Source organism: Citrifermentans bremense R1 (assembly GCF_000426865.1).
GTDB lineage: Bacteria > Desulfobacterota > Desulfuromonadia > Geobacterales > Geobacteraceae > Geomonas > Geomonas bremensis.
The window spans coordinates 95,934-112,419 of record NZ_AUGE01000012.1 but is presented as its reverse complement, the minus strand read 5'-3'; the positions used below and the strand labels follow the sequence as shown (position 1 = coordinate 112,419).

General features: G+C 62.9%; 11 protein-coding genes. 10 read left to right on the top strand and 1 reads right to left on the bottom strand.

The features are described from left to right. Window positions 1-138: 138 nt before the first annotated feature. The 9 genes from cooS to K419_RS0109580 all read left to right on the top strand — a co-directional run bounded on the left by cooS (window position 139) and on the right by K419_RS0109580 (window position 13,228). Window positions 139-2,046 (top strand): anaerobic carbon-monoxide dehydrogenase catalytic subunit, encoded by a 1,908-nt coding sequence (cooS, locus tag K419_RS0109620; RefSeq protein WP_026841398.1) that lies wholly within the window; start codon window positions 139-141, stop codon window positions 2,044-2,046. 2 nt (window positions 2,047-2,048) lie between these two features. Then, on the top strand, window positions 2,049-2,984 hold the full coding sequence (locus tag K419_RS0109615; RefSeq protein ID WP_264175610.1) for an ATP-binding protein: 936 nt from the start codon (window positions 2,049-2,051) through the stop codon (window positions 2,982-2,984). A 385-nt stretch (window positions 2,985-3,369) separates the two neighbouring features. Then, entirely contained in the window at window positions 3,370-4,053 is a 684-nt protein-coding gene (locus K419_RS0109610) for a response regulator (RefSeq protein ID WP_026841396.1), read from the top strand. A gap of 333 nt (window positions 4,054-4,386) precedes the next feature. Further along, complete coding sequence (locus tag K419_RS0109605; protein WP_026841395.1) at window positions 4,387-6,582, top strand: ATP-dependent helicase; 2,196 nt, start codon at window positions 4,387-4,389, stop codon at window positions 6,580-6,582. Window positions 6,583-6,638: 56 nt separating this feature from the next. Continuing rightward, a complete protein-coding gene (locus tag K419_RS0109600; RefSeq protein WP_026841394.1) occupies window positions 6,639-7,376 on the top strand; it encodes a hypothetical protein in 738 nt (245 codons plus the stop codon). A gap of 116 nt (window positions 7,377-7,492) precedes the next feature. Next, window positions 7,493-8,524, top strand: coding sequence for a 4-hydroxythreonine-4-phosphate dehydrogenase PdxA (gene pdxA, locus K419_RS0109595; RefSeq protein WP_035497099.1), 1,032 nt, complete (start codon window positions 7,493-7,495; stop codon window positions 8,522-8,524). A 25-nt stretch (window positions 8,525-8,549) separates the two neighbouring features. After that, the gene (locus tag K419_RS0109590; protein ID WP_026841392.1) at window positions 8,550-9,515 is read left to right on the top strand and encodes a transglycosylase domain-containing protein; all 966 of its coding nucleotides are present in this window, start codon (window positions 8,550-8,552) and stop codon (window positions 9,513-9,515) included. A gap of 206 nt (window positions 9,516-9,721) precedes the next feature. After that, entirely contained in the window at window positions 9,722-10,795 is a 1,074-nt protein-coding gene (locus K419_RS0109585; RefSeq protein WP_026841391.1) for a response regulator, read from the top strand. Between the two features lie 18 nt (window positions 10,796-10,813). Further along, window positions 10,814-13,228 (top strand): sensor domain-containing diguanylate cyclase, encoded by a 2,415-nt coding sequence (locus tag K419_RS0109580; protein WP_026841390.1) that lies wholly within the window; start codon window positions 10,814-10,816, stop codon window positions 13,226-13,228. Window positions 13,229-13,256: 28 nt separating this feature from the next. Here K419_RS0109580 and K419_RS0109575 read toward each other — a convergent pair whose 3' ends face one another. Continuing rightward, window positions 13,257-14,261 carry a hypothetical protein gene (locus tag K419_RS0109575; protein WP_026841389.1) on the bottom strand — a complete coding sequence of 335 codons (1,005 nt, stop codon included), beginning with the start codon at window positions 14,259-14,261 and terminating at the stop codon, window positions 13,257-13,259. A 554-nt stretch (window positions 14,262-14,815) separates the two neighbouring features. Between K419_RS0109575 and K419_RS0109570 the strand changes: the two genes are divergently transcribed. Next, window positions 14,816-16,474 carry an ATPase, T2SS/T4P/T4SS family gene (locus tag K419_RS0109570; RefSeq protein ID WP_026841388.1) on the top strand — a complete coding sequence of 553 codons (1,659 nt, stop codon included), beginning with the start codon at window positions 14,816-14,818 and terminating at the stop codon, window positions 16,472-16,474. The last annotated feature ends 12 nt before the right edge of the window (window positions 16,475-16,486 follow it).

The window sequence follows — 16,486 nt, the reverse complement described above, 5'->3', positions numbered from 1 at the left end:
CCCCGCCTGTGTCGAGGGGTGCCCCACCAAGGCGCTCACCCTGGTCGACCTGGAAGAGTACCGACAGAGCCTCATCGAAGCCAGGGCCGCCGAACTCGCCCAATCCCTACAATTTCTCAAGAAAAGGAAGGCCAAACTATGACCCTCAATCTCACCACCGATCCGTCCGCGGCAGAGCTGTTGCCGATCGCCAAGAAAGAAGGGATCTCCACGGTATGGGACCGCCACCGCGCCATGCAGCCGCAGTGCGGCTTCGGCCAACTGGGCGTCTGCTGCCGCATCTGCTGGAAGGGGCCCTGCCGCATCGACCCGTTCGGTGACGGCCCGCAGCGCGGCATCTGCGGCGCGGATGCCGACACCATCGTGGCCCGTAACCTGATCCGCATGATCGCCGCCGGCGCGGCCGGGCATTCCGAGCACGGCAGGCACGTGGCGCTGGCACTGCAGGGGGTGGCGGAAGGACGGCTATCCGCGTACCAGATCCGGGACGAAGCGAAGCTCTTGCGCGTTGCCGCGAAGCTCAAGATCTGCACAGAGGGAGAGGAGATCCCGGCCGTCGCCGCGGCGGTGGCCAAGGCGACCCTGGAGGACTTCCAAAGCCAGGACCACGACACCCCCTGCAACTGGATCGAGGCGACGCTCACCAAGGAGCGCCTGGAGCGCCTGCAGGCCCTGCACGTGGTGCCGCACAACATCGATGCCGTGATCACCCAGATCATGGGACGCACCCTGGTCGGCTGCGACGCGGACCCGGTCAACCTGATCCTGGGGGGAATCAAAGGGGCGCTGGCGGATTTCAACGGCATGTGCCTCGCCACCGAGATCTCCGATGCCCTCTTCGGCATCCCCGCTCCGGTGGTGACCGCCGCCAATTTGGGGGTCATCAAGCCCGACGCGGTCAACATCGCGGTGCACGGCCACAACCCGCTCCTAAGCGAGGTGGTCTGCGAGGTGGCGCAGCAGATGGACGAAGAAGCGAGGAAGGCGGGCGCGAAGGAGGGGATCAACATCGTCGGCATCTGCTGCACCGGCAACGAAGTGATGGTGCGCCACGGCATACCGCTCGCCGCCAACTACCTCTCGCAGGAACTGGCGCTGGTGACCGGCGCGGTCGACGCGATGGTGGTCGACGTGCAGTGCATCATGCCTTCGGTGGCGGAGATCGGCGCCTGCTTCCACACCGCCGTCATCACCACCATGGAGGAGAACAAGATCAAAGGCGCGAGCCACGTCTCCTTCAAGGAGGAGACCGCCCTGGAGAACGCGCGCCAGATCGTGGAGACGGCCATCGAAGCGTACAAGCGGCGCGACCCGCGCAGGGTCAACATTCCGGACTTCAAGCAGACCGCCATCGTCGGCTTTGGCCTGGAGTCGGTAGTGGCAGCGCTCGCCACCCTCAACGCCGAAGACCCGCTGCAGCCGCTCATCGACAACATCGCCAACGGCAACATCCGCGGCATAGCGCTTTTCGCCGGATGCAACTCGACCCAGGTGGCCCAGGACAGCAGCTTCGTCACCATGGCGAAAAAGCTGGCTAAAAACAACGTCCTGCTCTTGGCCACCGGATGCGGCGCGGGTTCCTTCGCCAAGCACGGGTTGATGACCCAGGAGGCGACGGTCGAGTACGCCGGCGACTCGCTGAAGGCGGTGCTCACGGCGATCGGCACCTCGGCCGGGCTGAACGGCCCCCTGCCGCTGGTACTGCACATGGGTTCCTGCGTGGACAACAGCCGTGCGGTGGAGGTGGCGGTCGCGGTCGCCAACCGGCTCGGGGTCGACCTGGACAAGCTCCCGCTGGTAGCCTCAGCACCCGAGGCGATGTCCGAGAAGGCCGTGGCCATCGGGACCTGGAGCGTCGCGCTCGGCATCCCGACCCACCTGGGGACCATGCCGCAGGTGACGGGATCGGCCCAGGTGACCGAGCTTCTGACCCAGACGGCCAAGGATCTTCTGGGCGGATATTTCCTGGTCGAGCTAGACCCCGAGCTGGCGGCGGAGAAGCTTCTGGAAGTCATAGACGAGCGCAGGAAAGGGCTGGGGATCTGAACATGTGCGAACACCACAACCACGAACATAGTCACGGGACGGATCATGAGCACGAGCATCGGCACCACGATCACCATCACCATGAGAATCTGCATCACGGCCACCCCCACCACGCCACCCCCCAGGGGAGCGACGCTGCACCTCTCGAAGCCCGGCGAGGCCTGAGGATAGCGGTCACCGGCAAGGGGGGCGTCGGCAAGACCACCTTCGCAAGCCTTTTGGCACGCGCCTTCGCCGACGACGGAGCGAGGGTGCTCGCCGTGGACGCCGACCCGGACGCGAACCTGGCCCAGGCGCTCGGCATATCGCCCGAGGCGGCCAGGGCGCTGCAACCGGTCGCAAGGATGAAGGAACTTGCGGAGGAGCGCACGGGCGCCTCCGGGGGGTACGGCTCCTTCTTCAAGCTGAACCCCAAGGTGAGCGACCTCCCCGAGCGCTTCTGCCTCACCCACGACGGTGTCCGCTTCCTCTGGATGGGGACCTTCGAGCAGGGGGGGAGCGGCTGCGCCTGCCCCGAAAGCACGCTGGTCAAGCGCCTGATGGGGCACCTCCTCCTGGAGCGGGACGAGGTGGTGATCATGGACATGGAGGCTGGGCTGGAGCACCTGGGGCGCAGGACGGCCGAGTCGGTCGACGCCTTGGTGGTCGTGGTCGAGCCGGGGCAAAGGAGCATTCAGACCGCGGAGCAGATCATGAAGCTCGCCGCAGACCTGGGGATAGAAGAGGTCTACGTGGTGGGGAGCAAGGTGCGCGACGAGGAAGACCGTCTGCTGATAAGCGGTGCGATCCCGGCGCGGCAGTTGTTGGGGACCGTCTCCTTTTGCGACGGCATCAGGCGTGCGGACCGGGAGAACCAGGCTCCGGCCCGCCTGAGCGCCGGCGCGCTGGAGGAAGTCGGTGCAATCAAGGAGCGCCTGCTGGCGCTGCACGCGGCGTAAAATCGTTCACCACAGAGGAGCACAGAGGGACACAGAGGAAAATCTAAAATCCTTGAAAGGTGTAAAGCCTTAGTATTTTCCTTTGTGACCTCCGTGCCCTCTGTGTTCCGCTTTGATCAAACACACAGTCAGTGACACGACCCAAGTTTAACAGCTCCCTCTGCCATGCATTGAGATGGGTTTACTGTCAGTGCAGTCGTCGCCAAGGTCCTTAAGAAATAAAAAGGTTTTGCCCTTGACTGATGCTGTCATTTACCGGAAAATTGACCCGCAATCTGATACAGATTGCTGCTGGGACTGATACAGTTGGTACAAAGCCAAGAACAAGAGAACTATATTCAACCGGCAACGCTTCGGCGCCCGCGACCCGAGAAGGGAGACGCGCTTGAACCACACCATCCTCCTGGTTGACGACCTGCAGATGTTCCTGGAAATAGAAAAGGATTTCTTCAAGTACGCGCAGGTGGACCTCCTGACCGCGCGCGACGGTATCGAGGCCCTGGAGGTCGTGAAGAACCGCAAGCCGGACCTGATCTTCATGGATCTGCAGATGCCCAGGATGGACGGCGCCCAATGCTGCAGCGCCATCAGGTCCGATCCCGAGCTTGCCCGCACCCCGGTGGTCCTCATCTCTTCCAGTTCCGATGCCAAGGACAAGGAGATGAGCCTTGCCGCCGGTTGCAACTACTTCCTATCCAAGCCCGCCGGCAGAGACCGGTTCCTGGAGATCGCCCGTGAGTTCATCCCCGGGATCAACCGGCGCGATCACCGCATCCCCTGCGACGTCGGCGCCGTGCTGAACGTGGGCGGCCAGCCTATCGCCTGTTCCCTTCACGATCTGGGGGCGGAAGGGGCCTTCGTCGTCACCGATTTCCCCGGGCAGCCTGGCAACATCGTCAGCCTCACCTTCACCCTCCCTGATGGATCCGTCATCGACTCCCCCTGCAAGATCGTTTGGACCAGCGAAAGCATGGTGTTCCGTCCCAAGGGGCTGGGCGTGAAGTTCGCCCTCATGCCCAAAGAAGTGAAGTCCGCCCTGGCCAGGTACCTGGAAGGAAAATCCAGGTAAGATCAAACCAAAAACCTTCGCCACAGAGGACACGGAGGACACAGAGGCTGCACAGAGGAAATCGAAAAGAAGGTTTAAACCAGGTTTTCCTCTGTGTCCCTCTGTGGTGAGAGCCTTTGCTTTGGTTTGTTTTTTCCCTGCTTAACCTCCGTGACCTCCGTGAACCTCTGAGTCCTCTGTGTTCCGCCTTTTTACGTTTTGGTTTGGTTTTGCGTGAACCTCAGCGTCCTCTGTGTTCCGCCTTTAAGGTTTACCTCCCCCTACCGAAGTGCTATAAAAGATTCCGCTTTCGCACCGGCGGCCCCTCCAGCGCCACCGGTTTCAAGGAACGACATGAAACTGCTCCACAATCTGAACCCTCCCCAAAAAGAGGCCGTGCTCCACGGGGAAGGACCGCTTTTGGTCCTCGCCGGGGCCGGCTCCGGCAAGACCCGCGTCATCGTGCACCGCATCGCCTACCTGATCCACGAACGCGGGGTCCCCGCCTGGCAGATCCTGGGTGTCACCTTCACCAACAAGGCAGCGGGCGAGATGCGCGAGCGCCTGGCGCACATGCTGGGTGACGGAGAGCTTCCGCTTATCTCCACCTTCCACTCCACCTGCGCCAGGATCCTCAGAAGCGAGATCCGCCACCTGGGATACGACAGCAACTTCGCCATCTACGACGACAAGGACTGCGAAAAGCTCCTGAAGGATTGCGCCGCCGAGCTGAACCTGGACGAGAAGAGATACCCGGCCAAGGCGCTCGCCGGGGCGCTGGACGAGTTCAAAAATCAGGGGCTCGCGCCGGACGACGTCCCCACGGACTCCCCCTACCAGGCCACGCTGGCCCGGGTCTACCGCTGCTACCAGGAACGCCTCAAGCGCTGCAACGCGGTCGACTTCGGCGACCTGCTGCTCCTTGCCGTGCAACTGCTCGAACAGCACCAGGAGGTGCGGGAGAAGTACCTGCAGCGCTACCGCTGGATCATGGTGGACGAGTACCAGGACACGAACCCGGTGCAGTACCGCCTGGTGCAGCTTCTGGCCGGGGAAAGGAAGAACCTCTGCGTGGTCGGGGACGACGACCAGTCCATCTACGGCTGGCGCGGCGCGGACATACGGAACATTTTGGAATTCGAGAAGGATTTCCCCGGGGTGAAGGTGGTGAAGCTGGAGCAGAACTACCGCTCCACCAAGACCATCCTGGACGGCGCCTGGAACGTGGTGCAGAAAAACCGCGGCAGAAAGCCGAAGCGCCTTTGGACCGACAACCCCGACGGCGAGCGCATCGTCTACCGCACCCTCCCCAACGAATGGGAGGAGGCCAGGACGGTCTGCCGCGAGACGGAGCGCTTCCTCGACGAGGGGGGGGACCTCTCGGAGGTGGCGGTCTTCTACCGCACCAACGCGCAGTCCCGCGCCATCGAGGACGCCATGGTGTCGGCAGGTGTCGCCTACCACATGGTGGGCGGCGTCCGCTTCTACGCCAGGCTCGAGGTGAAGGACATCCTCGCCTACCTGAAGGTGCTGGACAACCCCTCCGACGACGTGGCCCTGAAGCGGATCATCAACACGCCGCCGCGCGGCATCGGCAACACCACGGTGCAGCGCCTCTCCGAGTTCGCCGCGGAAAAGGGGATACCGCTTTACGACGCGATGCTGGAGGGGGCCTTCGGGCCGCTTTTATCCGCCGCCGCCAAGGGAAAGGCCGCCGCTTTCGCGCAGGAGATCGACGGCTACAAGGAGAAGGCGGAGCAGATGCCGCTTTCCGAACTCACCTCCACCATCATCTACGAGTCGGGGTACTTCGCCAGGCTTAAGGCGCTGGGAAGCGACGAGGCCCAGGAGCGGATCGAGAACCTCCAGGAACTGGTGACCGCCATGCAGGCCTACGAGAGCGGCCCCGGCGAGAAGGGGCTGGCCGACTTCCTGGAACAGGTGGCGCTGGTGAGCGACCTGGAGCAGGAAGGTGACGGGAAGAAATCTTCGGCGACGCTTATGACGCTCCACTCCGCGAAGGGGCTGGAGTTCCCGCTGGTGTTCATCATCGGCATGGAGGAGCGGCTTTTCCCCCACGTGCGGGCCCTGGAAGATCCGGCCCAGATGGAGGAGGAGCGCAGGCTCTGCTACGTGGGGATGACCCGCGCCAAGAAGCGCCTCTTCCTCCTGAACGTGCGCCGGCGCCACATCTTCGGGCAGGAGCAGATGAACCCGCCGGCGAGGTTCATAGCCGACATACCTCGGGAGCTCCTCGACACAGGCGACAACTGGCAGGAGCCTTCGCGGCAGCGCGAGTTCCCCTCACACAACTTAGCCTCGCTCTTCGAGGAGGAGATGGAGCCCGAAGAGGACAACGAGGTGCGCATGGTGCCGGAGGACGACGAGGGTATCTACCTCGGCATGAAGGTGCGCCACGCCCAGTTCGGTCCCGGAACCATCCGCAAGATCGAAGGGGAAGGTGACAACCAGAAGGTGATCGTCTGGTTCAACTCGCTGGGAGGGCCGAAGAAGCTCCTGGTCCGCTTCGCGGGGCTTGAGCGTGCGTGATAACGGTAGTATAGTAGCAACATCATTATAATGAGACTGTCCAAGGAGGCCCACCCATGAAAAAACTTTGCGTCCTCATGATCGCCATGCTGCTCTTCTCGGCATGCACCTCGTACAAGAGCCAGTACGTCTCCTTCCGCCCCCCCGAGGCATATACCAATTACCGCGAGGTGAACGGGGTCTCCATGGGCGGCGAGGCTTACCCCGACGCCGACTCGGCGGAGAAGGCTTTCGGCTTCGACATCAAGGGAGCGGGACTTCTTCCGGTCATGCTGGTTTTCGACAACAAAAGCGCGAACAACCTGGAGCTCATCTCCGGCCAGACCTTCCTCGTGGACGACGGGGGGAACTATTGGCCCGTGGTCCCCAACAATACCGCCTTCGATCGTCTGGAGAGCTCGACCCAGTTCGCCTCGTTCTTCGGCAAGGGGGCCGGTAAGGGTGCGATTTTGGGCGCTGCTGCGGGCGGCATCCTGGCAACCGCCATCGGCATCGCCTCCGGCAAGAGCGTAGGCGAGGCGGTGGGCAAAGGGGTCGCACTCGGCGCAGCCGGCGGCGCGCTGATCGGCGGGACGCAGGAAGGGACCTCCGGCGAGCGCGAGCACCGCATCTCGGACGACCTGAGGAGCAAGGGGCTGGAAGGAAAGCCGATCCCTGCGGGTGCTCTTGCCAACGGTTTCCTCTTCTTCCCGGGCGAGGCGAACAGCGCCAAGGAGCTGAGGCTGCAGGTGCGCGAACGTGAATCCGGGCAGGTGCATAAGGTCAGCCTCCCCCTGAACACGGCAAAGAAATAGGCGTCCCCGCGACTGCCGGTACCAATGGAATAGGGGCCCAACGGCCCCTATTCGTTTGTTCGGCGCTGCCTTCAAAACCTCCCTCACCCCAACCCTCTCCCAGAGGGAGAGGGGGTATGGACGGCCCCGAAGAACAGGAGAGCATCTTGGATAAACCAGTAATAGCCGTCACCATGGGGGATCCCTGCGGCATCGGGCCGGAGATCATCGCGGCGGCGCTCGCCGACCCGGCCATCACGGTGCTTTGCCGCCCGCTGGTCCTAGGCGACCGGGGCGCCATGGAGCGAGGCATAGCGGTGGCGGGGGTCAAGCTCGCCATAGCGTCCGCGCCCGACCTGCTCCCCCCCCTCGACGCGTCCCCCCATACCCTTTACCTGCGCGAGCTGTCACGGCTGAAACTCGACGAAATCCCCTACGGCGCCCCGACCACGGCCGGGGGGGACGCCTGCTACCGCTACATCTGCGAAGCGGCCAGGCTCTGCCTGGACGGGACGGTGCAGGCCATGGCCACCGCCCCCATCAACAAGGAATCGATGAACAGCGCCGGGCACGACTATCCGGGGCACACGGAGCTTCTGGCGGAATTGACCGGGACTCCGGAGGTGGTGATGATGCTCGCCGGCGAGCGCCTGCGGGTGACGCTGGTGACCATCCACGAGCCGCTTTCCCGGGTGCCGGAACTCATCACCTTCGACCGCGTTCTATCCACCATCAGGATCACCCACGACGCCCTCAGCCGCTGGTTCTGCCGTGCGCCGCGCCTGGCCGTCCTCGCCCTCAACCCGCACTGCGGCGAGGGGGGGATGTTCGGCGACGAGGAGTCCCGGATCATCGCGCCTGCGGTCGCTGCCGCGAGGGAAGCGGGCATCGACGCGGCAGGCCCCGTTTCCGCAGACACCCTGTTCCATTTCGCCGCCAAAGGTGGGTACGACGCGGTGGTCTGCATGTACCACGACCAGGGGTTGATCCCCTTGAAGCTTTTGCATTTCGACGACGGGGTCAACGTGACCCTGGGGCTTCCCATCATCCGCACCTCGGTCGATCACGGCACCGCCTACAACCTCGCGGGGACGGGGAAAGCGAGCGCGGAAAGCATGAAGGCCGCGCTGGTGATGGCGGCACGCATGGCACAGCAGGGTTGTCGATAGTAAAAAAGAGAGGCGGGATTATCTGATGAAGATGAAAAAATACCTTACCTGGGGCGGGATCGTCCTTGCCGTTTACCTGATCTACGTGGTGGTCTCCCTGGCCATGACGCCGCCGGTTTCGGAGCTCAAAGACAAGAAGTTCAACATGACCATCCAGGTGAAGGACTGGCAGGGTAACTACCACCCGCTGGTGGTGGGCCCGAAGAACCGTTACTGGACCCCGTTGTCGCAGATACCCTCCGAGATGAAGTGGGCGGTTATCCTCGCCGAGGACGCTTCCTTCTACAAGCACGAAGGGATCGACGTCAAGGCGATCAAGGAAGCGATCAAGTACGACCTGGAGAAGCAGAGTTTCGCCCGCGGCGCCTCGACCATCACGCAGCAGGTGGCCAAGAACCTGTTCCTGTCCCGCGAGAAGACCCTGACCAGGAAGGCCAAGGAGCTGTACCTGGCGAAGAGGATGGAGCAGGAGCTGACCAAGGGGAGGATCATCGAGCTTTACCTGAACGTGATCGAGCTGGGCCCCCTGGTGCACGGCATCGGTCACGGTGCGCGCTATTACTTCGGCAAGTCCCCGGCCAACCTCACCCCGCGCGAATGCGCCTTTCTGGCCGCCATGCTCCCGGGCCCCCGGGTCGCCTACAACCCGTACAAGAACCTGGGCAAGGTGCTGAAGCGCTCCAACATGATCCTGGGGCTTCTCGCCAAAAAGGGTGTTCTGAGCGAAGCGGAATACCGCACCGCGCTGGCGCAGTCGCCGAACGTCGGACGGATGCAGCGCAAGGTCGATATGAGCATCAAAGAGGTCGAGGTGATGGCGAACCACACTTCGGCTACCCTCCCGGAGCAGCCCCTGTCGCAGGAGGAGATGAACGCGCAGGAGCCGAAACCCGGCGCGCCGGAGGGAGCCGCACCTCAGTCCGCCCCGGAACCGGCGCAGGAGCCTGCGCCGCCTGCCTCCCCCCCCGCGGCGCAGGAGGAAAAGCAGTAACGGTCGCATGGCAGGAGTAAATCCCTCCTGTCCCCCCCTCCCTTGACGGGAGGGGGGACCAAGAGCGGCTTCACCCGGTATTTTCTCTCTCGTTCCCAAGCTCCAGCTTGGGAACACCCTTAGCAATCTCTTCCTCAAGTTCCCATTAGAAATGCCGAAACAGGAAAAAGCACCGGACATCAGGTGGCTAGCTGGGGAGAAATACAATGGAAAATGTAAAATCGGGGCGGGTCATCCTGGTGGACGACGATCCCTACGTGCTGGAGAGCGTGGCACTGCTCCTTTCGGTAAGCGGATTCGAGGTCACCTCGTTTTCCAACGGGCACGAGGCGCTGCAGCTGCTGCGCCGGTCGCCGCCGGACGTGGTGCTCACTGACGTCAACATGCCGCAGATGTCGGGCATCGAACTCCTGGAGCAGATCCACGACTTCGACCGCGACATCCCGGTCATCCTGATGACGGCCTATGCCGAGCTGGAGATGGCCGTTTCCGCCATCAAGAAAGGCGCCTTCGACTTCATCATCAAGCCTTTCAAGACTCCATACCTGATCTACGCCGTGGAGAAGGGGATCAACTATCAGCGCCTGGTTCTGATGGAGAAAAATTACAAGGCGGAGCTGGAACAAAAGGTACAGGACCGGACCCGCGAGCTGGGCGCGGCGCTGGTGCAGATGCGGAGCATGAGCCGCGAGACCATCGAGAGGCTGACAGCGGCGGCCGAACTCAGGGACGAGGACACCGGCAGGCACATCTCGCGCATCGGCCTCTACGCCAAGAGGCTTGCCGAGCAGCTGCAGATGCCCGCGGATTTCGTTGAGGGGATCGGCATGGCTGCGCCGATGCACGACGTCGGCAAGATCGGCATACCCGACGCGATACTTTTGAAGGCGGGGCCGCTCAACGGTGAGGAATTCGGCGTCATGAAGAGCCATACCGAGATCGGCGGCAGGATACTCGCCGGCTCGACTCACATGGTGCTGCAGATGGCGGCCTCCATCGCCCTTACCCACCACGAGCGCTGGGACGGCAGCGGCTACCCCAACGGCCTCGCCGGTGCAAAGATCCCCGTGGAGGGTCGCATCGTCATGCTGGTGGACCAGTACGACGCCCTCAGAAGCAAGCGCGTGTACAAGCCCCCCTTCGAACACGGAAAGACGGTCCGCATCATCACCGAAGGGGACGGCAGAACCATGCCGGAGCATTTCGACCCGGAGATACTGCGCGCCTTCGTCACGGCGGCACACGACTTCGAGGCCATCTACGAGAACCATAGCGATTAGCGGGGAACCAGACGAAACATGTCCAGGTGCAGCCTGAAAATAAAGATGAGCTTGGTCGTCTTCCTGCTGATTGGTACGGTGAGCTCGTGCGTTGCCGGTCTGGGACTGCTGTTTTTCATGCGGGAGTTCAAGGAGACCGTCGCCGCCCGGCAGTTCGCGGTGGTGAGCGCCATGGCGGGCGAGCTCGATGAAAAGATCCTGGCGGCGCAGCGCGAGCTGGTCGCGGTGGCGATGAGCATCCCGCCGGCCACGGGGAGAGATGCCGCGGCCCTGCAGAGTTTCCTCGATCAACGCCTCGACCTGCACCAGGTGTTCAGCGACGGCACTGCTTTCTTCAGCGCCGACGGAAGGCTCGTCGCCTTCTCTCCGGGGCAGAGCCCCAACATAGGCGACAATTTTTCCAAGCTCGATTTTTTGGCCGCCACGTTCAGATCCGGGAAGGCGCTGATTTCCGAACCTTTCCCTTCGCAGCGAAGGCGCGGGCACCAGGTGGTGATGTTCACCGTCCCGGTGCTGGGGGCGGGGGGAAGGATCATCGGAGTCCTGGGAGGACGCGTGGATCTTATGGAAGAAAACTTCCTGAGCCGCGTGGCGCACCTGAACCTCCAGGACGGCAGGGAGTTCTTCCTCTTCAACCGGCAAAGGCAGATAGTCGCGCACCGCAATCATGACCAGGTCGGCAAGCCGATGCTGGCGAAGGGAAAGCGGCAGCTTTTGGACCGTGCTATCGACGGCTACCAGGGGAGCGGCGAGATGGATAACCCCGCCGGGTCGCCGTCGATCTATTCCTTCAAGAGGCTTCCCACGCGCGGCTGGATACTGGCGGCGGAACGCCCCCTCTCCGAGGCGTACGCACCGATCTACCGCGCGCAGAAACTGGCGATCTGTAGCCTCGCTTTGCTGCTTCCTTTGGCCCTGATCATCGTTTGGCTCTTCGTCGGCCGCCTCACCGCGCCCTTGCAACTCTTCGCCGGGCGGGTGCGCGAGATAGGGGGGGATGCCGCCAAGTACCTCCCGGTACCGGTGAGTAACAACGACGAAATCGGCGACCTGGCCCAGGCCTTCAACGCCATGATGCAGGAACTGGTGATCAACAAGCGGTCGCTGGAAAGCGAGAAGGGTTTTGCCGTGCAGCTCTTGCAGCACTCGGCGGTCCCCTGCTTCGTCATCGACGCCGAGCATCGGGTGATCATCTGGAACAGCGCCATGGAGGAGCTGACCGGCGTCGCCGCAGGGGCGCAGCTGGGGCTTGCCGATCCTTGGCGCGCCTTCTACGACGAGCCGCGCCGCGTTCTGGCCGACATCGTGGTGGCGGGAACACTGTACGAGATGGCGGATCTCTATTCCTGCTACGCGGATTCCCCGCTCATCCCCGAAGGGCTGCGGGCGGAGGGGTGGTACCGGCTCAAAGGTAAGCAGAGATACCTGGCCTTCGAGGCGGCTCCCATCCGGGACGCCGAGGGGAGGTTGATCGCCGCCATCCAGACCATGCAGGACATGACGCTTCGGGCCAACAACGAGGAGCAGTTGAGGGGGATGGTGGCGGCCATAGGGGAGAGCGAGGAGCGGTTCCGGCGCCTGGTGGAGCTTTCGCTGGACGGGATCGCCATCCTGGTCGGGCGCCGCTTCGTCTTCGTCAACCCGGCGGGTTGCGAGATGCTGGGGTACCGCTCAAGCGACGAGCTGTTGGGGAAGGAGATGCGCGAATTCATCCAGCGGGATTCGGAGCAGCAGTTCCTGGAGCAGGCAGCCTGCGCCGAGGAAACCGGCACCACCGCCCCCTGGATAGAGGAGCGGCTGTTGCGCCACGACCGGACCGCCATGGAGGTGGAGCTGGGGGTGGGGCCGTTCGTTTTCCGCGGGGAAAACGCGCTGCAGGTGATCTTCAGGGACATAACGGAGCGCAAGCTCGCCAAGGCGAGGCTGGAGACCCTGGCCCACTACGACTCGCTGACCTCGCTCCCCAACCGGGTGCTTTTCTTCGACCGGCTGCGCCATGCGGTATCCGAGGCCAAGCGCTACAAGCATCCGCTGGCGCTCATGTTCCTGGATCTGGACAGCTTCAAGCAGGTGAACGACCGGCTGGGGCATGCGGCTGGGGACGCGGTGCTGGTGGAGGCTGGATACCGCCTCAGGGAATGCGTGCGGGCCTGCGACATGGTGGCCCGGATGGGGGGAGACGAATTCACCATCATCCTCACCAAGATGGCGGACCAAAGGGACGCGTCCCTGGTGGCCGAGAGGGTGTTGGAGTCGTTCGCCCTCCCCTTCCTGGTGGAAGGGGAAAGCGCACAGGTGGGGGTGAGCATCGGGATCTGCGTCTATCCCGACTGCGACGCCGATCTGGACGGGATGGTGCGCTACGCGGACTACGCCATGTACCAGGCCAAGCAGGACGGCAAGAACGTCTACCGCTTCTACGTAGGAGGCTAGCCGCGCAGAGGCGCCTGCGGGGCGGTGGCTAGCGCCTGAGCGCCTCCACGGCCGCCTCGTCGAGAGCGTTCACCGTCTTCAGCTCCGTTTCGCCGCCGTCGCGCAAAACGCCCAGGGTGGCAGCGCAACCGGGTTCCGCCTTGGTGTAGCGCAAAAGTATCTGCCCCGCCTTTTCCAAAAGGTGATCGGTAGTTTCCCCCATGACCGCGGCAAGCGGACTCTTCCCCTCGAGCCAGCGCAGGGTTGCCTCGCCGGGCTGGACGGCCCGCTCCAGGAGTTCGTTCTCTCCCTCGTTGCGGCCGAGGATCACCTTGGTCCGGGGCCCGATCCGGAAATGCCGCCCGAGCTTGAGGAGCCGGAAATCCCTCATGTTCAGTTCGTCGGAGTGGTCGAAGACGTCGCGAATCTTGCCGACGAAGGAGAGTTCGGTCAAAAGGCAGCCGCCGGCGGGACAGGGGTAGTTCTTCACGTCCAACTCGGCCGCGAGCTCGAACTGTTCCTTCCTGGACCTCCCCTGGATGGAGAGGAGCTTCTCGCGGTCGACCCACCCTTCCTGCTCCGGGATGGTGGGCTGGAAGTGCTTAGCCGAGAGGGGGCGCAAAAGGAGCCCTTCGAGGCCGCTCTCCTTCTCGATGATGCGCAGGGTGTCGCGGCGCTGGCTCATGGGGCGCTGTCCCAGGACCTCTCCGGTGAAGACGAAATCGGCGCCGGACTCGAGCATGTACTCCTTGGCCTTTTTCAAGAGGAAGATGCGGCAGTCGATGCAGGGGTTCATCCCCTTGCCGTGGCCGTGCTTGGGGTTTCTGACCACCTCGAGGTAGTCCGCCCCCTTGTGCATCACCTTGATGGGGATCTTGAAATCTTCCGCCACGCGGACCGCCTCCGACTTGCAGCCGGCGTTCTTTCCGGTGCAGGTGCAAAAAGGGGAGGTGAAGTTGAGTGCCTCGACGGCGATCCCCTGGTCCAGGAGGACCTTGACCGCGAGGGTGGAATCGAGTCCGCCCGACAGAAGGGCTATGGCTTTTCTCTGCATGTAAACTCCTGAAAATCAATTGACAATTGACGATTGATGATTGACAACGATGTTAGGCCGACCCGCTGAAGCGGCGGCGGCGAAGAAACGGTGAATCAATTGACAATTGACAATTGACGATTGACAACGGGTTAGGCCGAGTCGCGGACGACGGCGATTAAATTATCCAGTACTGACAACGCGGCTGGAGATGAAGCAATTAGACAACAGTCCAGACAGTGGCAAAAACGGCGGCGGACTTCGCAGCCTGCATTGTCAATTGTCAATTGGGTTTTAAATCGTGCAGTTACTGTCAACGCGGCTGGAAATTCGAGGGGGAAGAGGGTCGGCGTTCAGTTCCGCTTTTTCAAAGTGTACTCCGAGCTTGTGACTGCCATTGTACATTGGCAACCGCCGCTATCGAGCTTTCGCAGCATGCCATTGTCAATCGTCAATTGTCAATCGTCAATTGCTTTTCGGCTTGTCATTGTCCATTGTCAATTGTCAATTGTTTTAGAAAGTGTTTTCAGGTACATTTCCCAGGCACCGCCATCTGCAGCATCTGGAGGTAGGCAATGAACGGGCTTGTCAAAGAAGGATCCATCGGCGAGATCCTTTTCAAATCGCAGATCATCACGGAGCAGGAACTGAGCGCGGCGCTCGAAGCGCAGAAGGTCTCGGGGTGCCGGGTCGGCGAGGCGCTGGTACGCCTGGGGGTGGTGGCCCAGGAGGATATCGACTGGGCGCTCGCCAACCAGTTGAACATCCCCTACGTGCGGCTCAAGAAGGAAAACATCGATCCTGCCGCGGTGGCGAAGGTCCCGGGACAACTGGCCCGGCGCTACAGCCTCTGCCCCATCTTCCTCTCCGGCAGCGAACTCTCCATCGCCATGGCGGACCCCCTGAACAAGGAGGCGGTCGAGGAGATCACCCGGGTGACCGGCTGCCAGATCAGCATCTCGGTGGGGCTCATCCGCGAGATCCGCGAGATGCACGACGCCATGTACGGCCCGGACCAGAACCTCCCGGAACTGGGGTTCAGCTCCGGGCACTTCACCGCCAAGGTCCTCTCCGCCATCAACGCCGACCTCTCCGGCGCCATGCTCTTGAACCACCTTCTCTTGCGCGTAGTCCAGAAGAAGTTCGCCTCGGTAGCGCTCCAGCCGCTGGGGGACCAGGTGCGGGTGCTGGCGCGCGGCGAAGGGAGGACGTCCGAGTTAGGCAAGCTCTGCGCGACCCACTACGGGCGGCTCACCGAGCGCATCCGCCGCCTCTCAGGCATCGACGGCGCCGAGGAAAATCCCTCCAGCGGCGTCTTGACCTTCATCTGGCAGGGGAAAAGGATCCCGTTCCAGACCCTGGTGATGCCCGGCAACGGAGGGGATTACCTCACCTTGAAGCTGCACGTCGGCGCGCCGAAAATATCCGAGCTGGACGATCTCGGTGTCTCCGCCGGGAAACGCGCGGACTTAAAGGCGCTCCGCTCGGAAAAGGAGGGGCTCATCCTCTTCACCGGGCGAGACCCGGAAGAGCGGAGCCGGCTCATCGACCTGTTCCTGGACGCCTGCGATCACGCCGACCGCACCGTCATTTTGGTGGGGGAAAGGCTTGGGCGCGGCAGGGACCGCTGGCCGCGGCTGCCGGCGGGGAGATGCGGCGCGGACAATACCGCAAAGGTGGTGTCGGCGGCCCTGGAGCATGATCCGGACACGCTGGTCATCGAGGACGTCACGGAACTTGCCTCCTTCATAGCGGCGAGCAAGGCGGTGATGCGGGGGAAGCTGGTGGTGGCGGGGATGTCCCAGGGGAACAAGGGGGCGGCGTTGAAGCAGCTCCTGTACCTCTCCCAGAAGAACTTCCTGATACCGACCCACCTGAAGGGGGTGGTTTCCTTGAAGTGCGTGCTGCTCCTTTGCCCGGAGTGCAAGAAGCAATACACGCCTGCCGCGGACGAGCTGGCGGCCTTGCGGCTTAAGGCGACGGCGCCCGAGTACTTCCGCCCGACCGGCTGCCCCTCCTGCGACCAGACAGGCTATAGCGGCAAGAAGTACCTCCTGGACGTGATCCGGTTCGACCAGGGGCTCCTGGAGGCGTTCGAGGTGATCCGCGATTCCGACGAGATCATCCGCCACCTCAAAGACAACGGCTACCGGGGCATCGGCGAAGAAGGGGCCGAGCTTCTGGAGCGGGGAGAAATATCCCCGGGCGAGTACGTCGCTTCCATACTACTGTAACGGAGAAGAGAC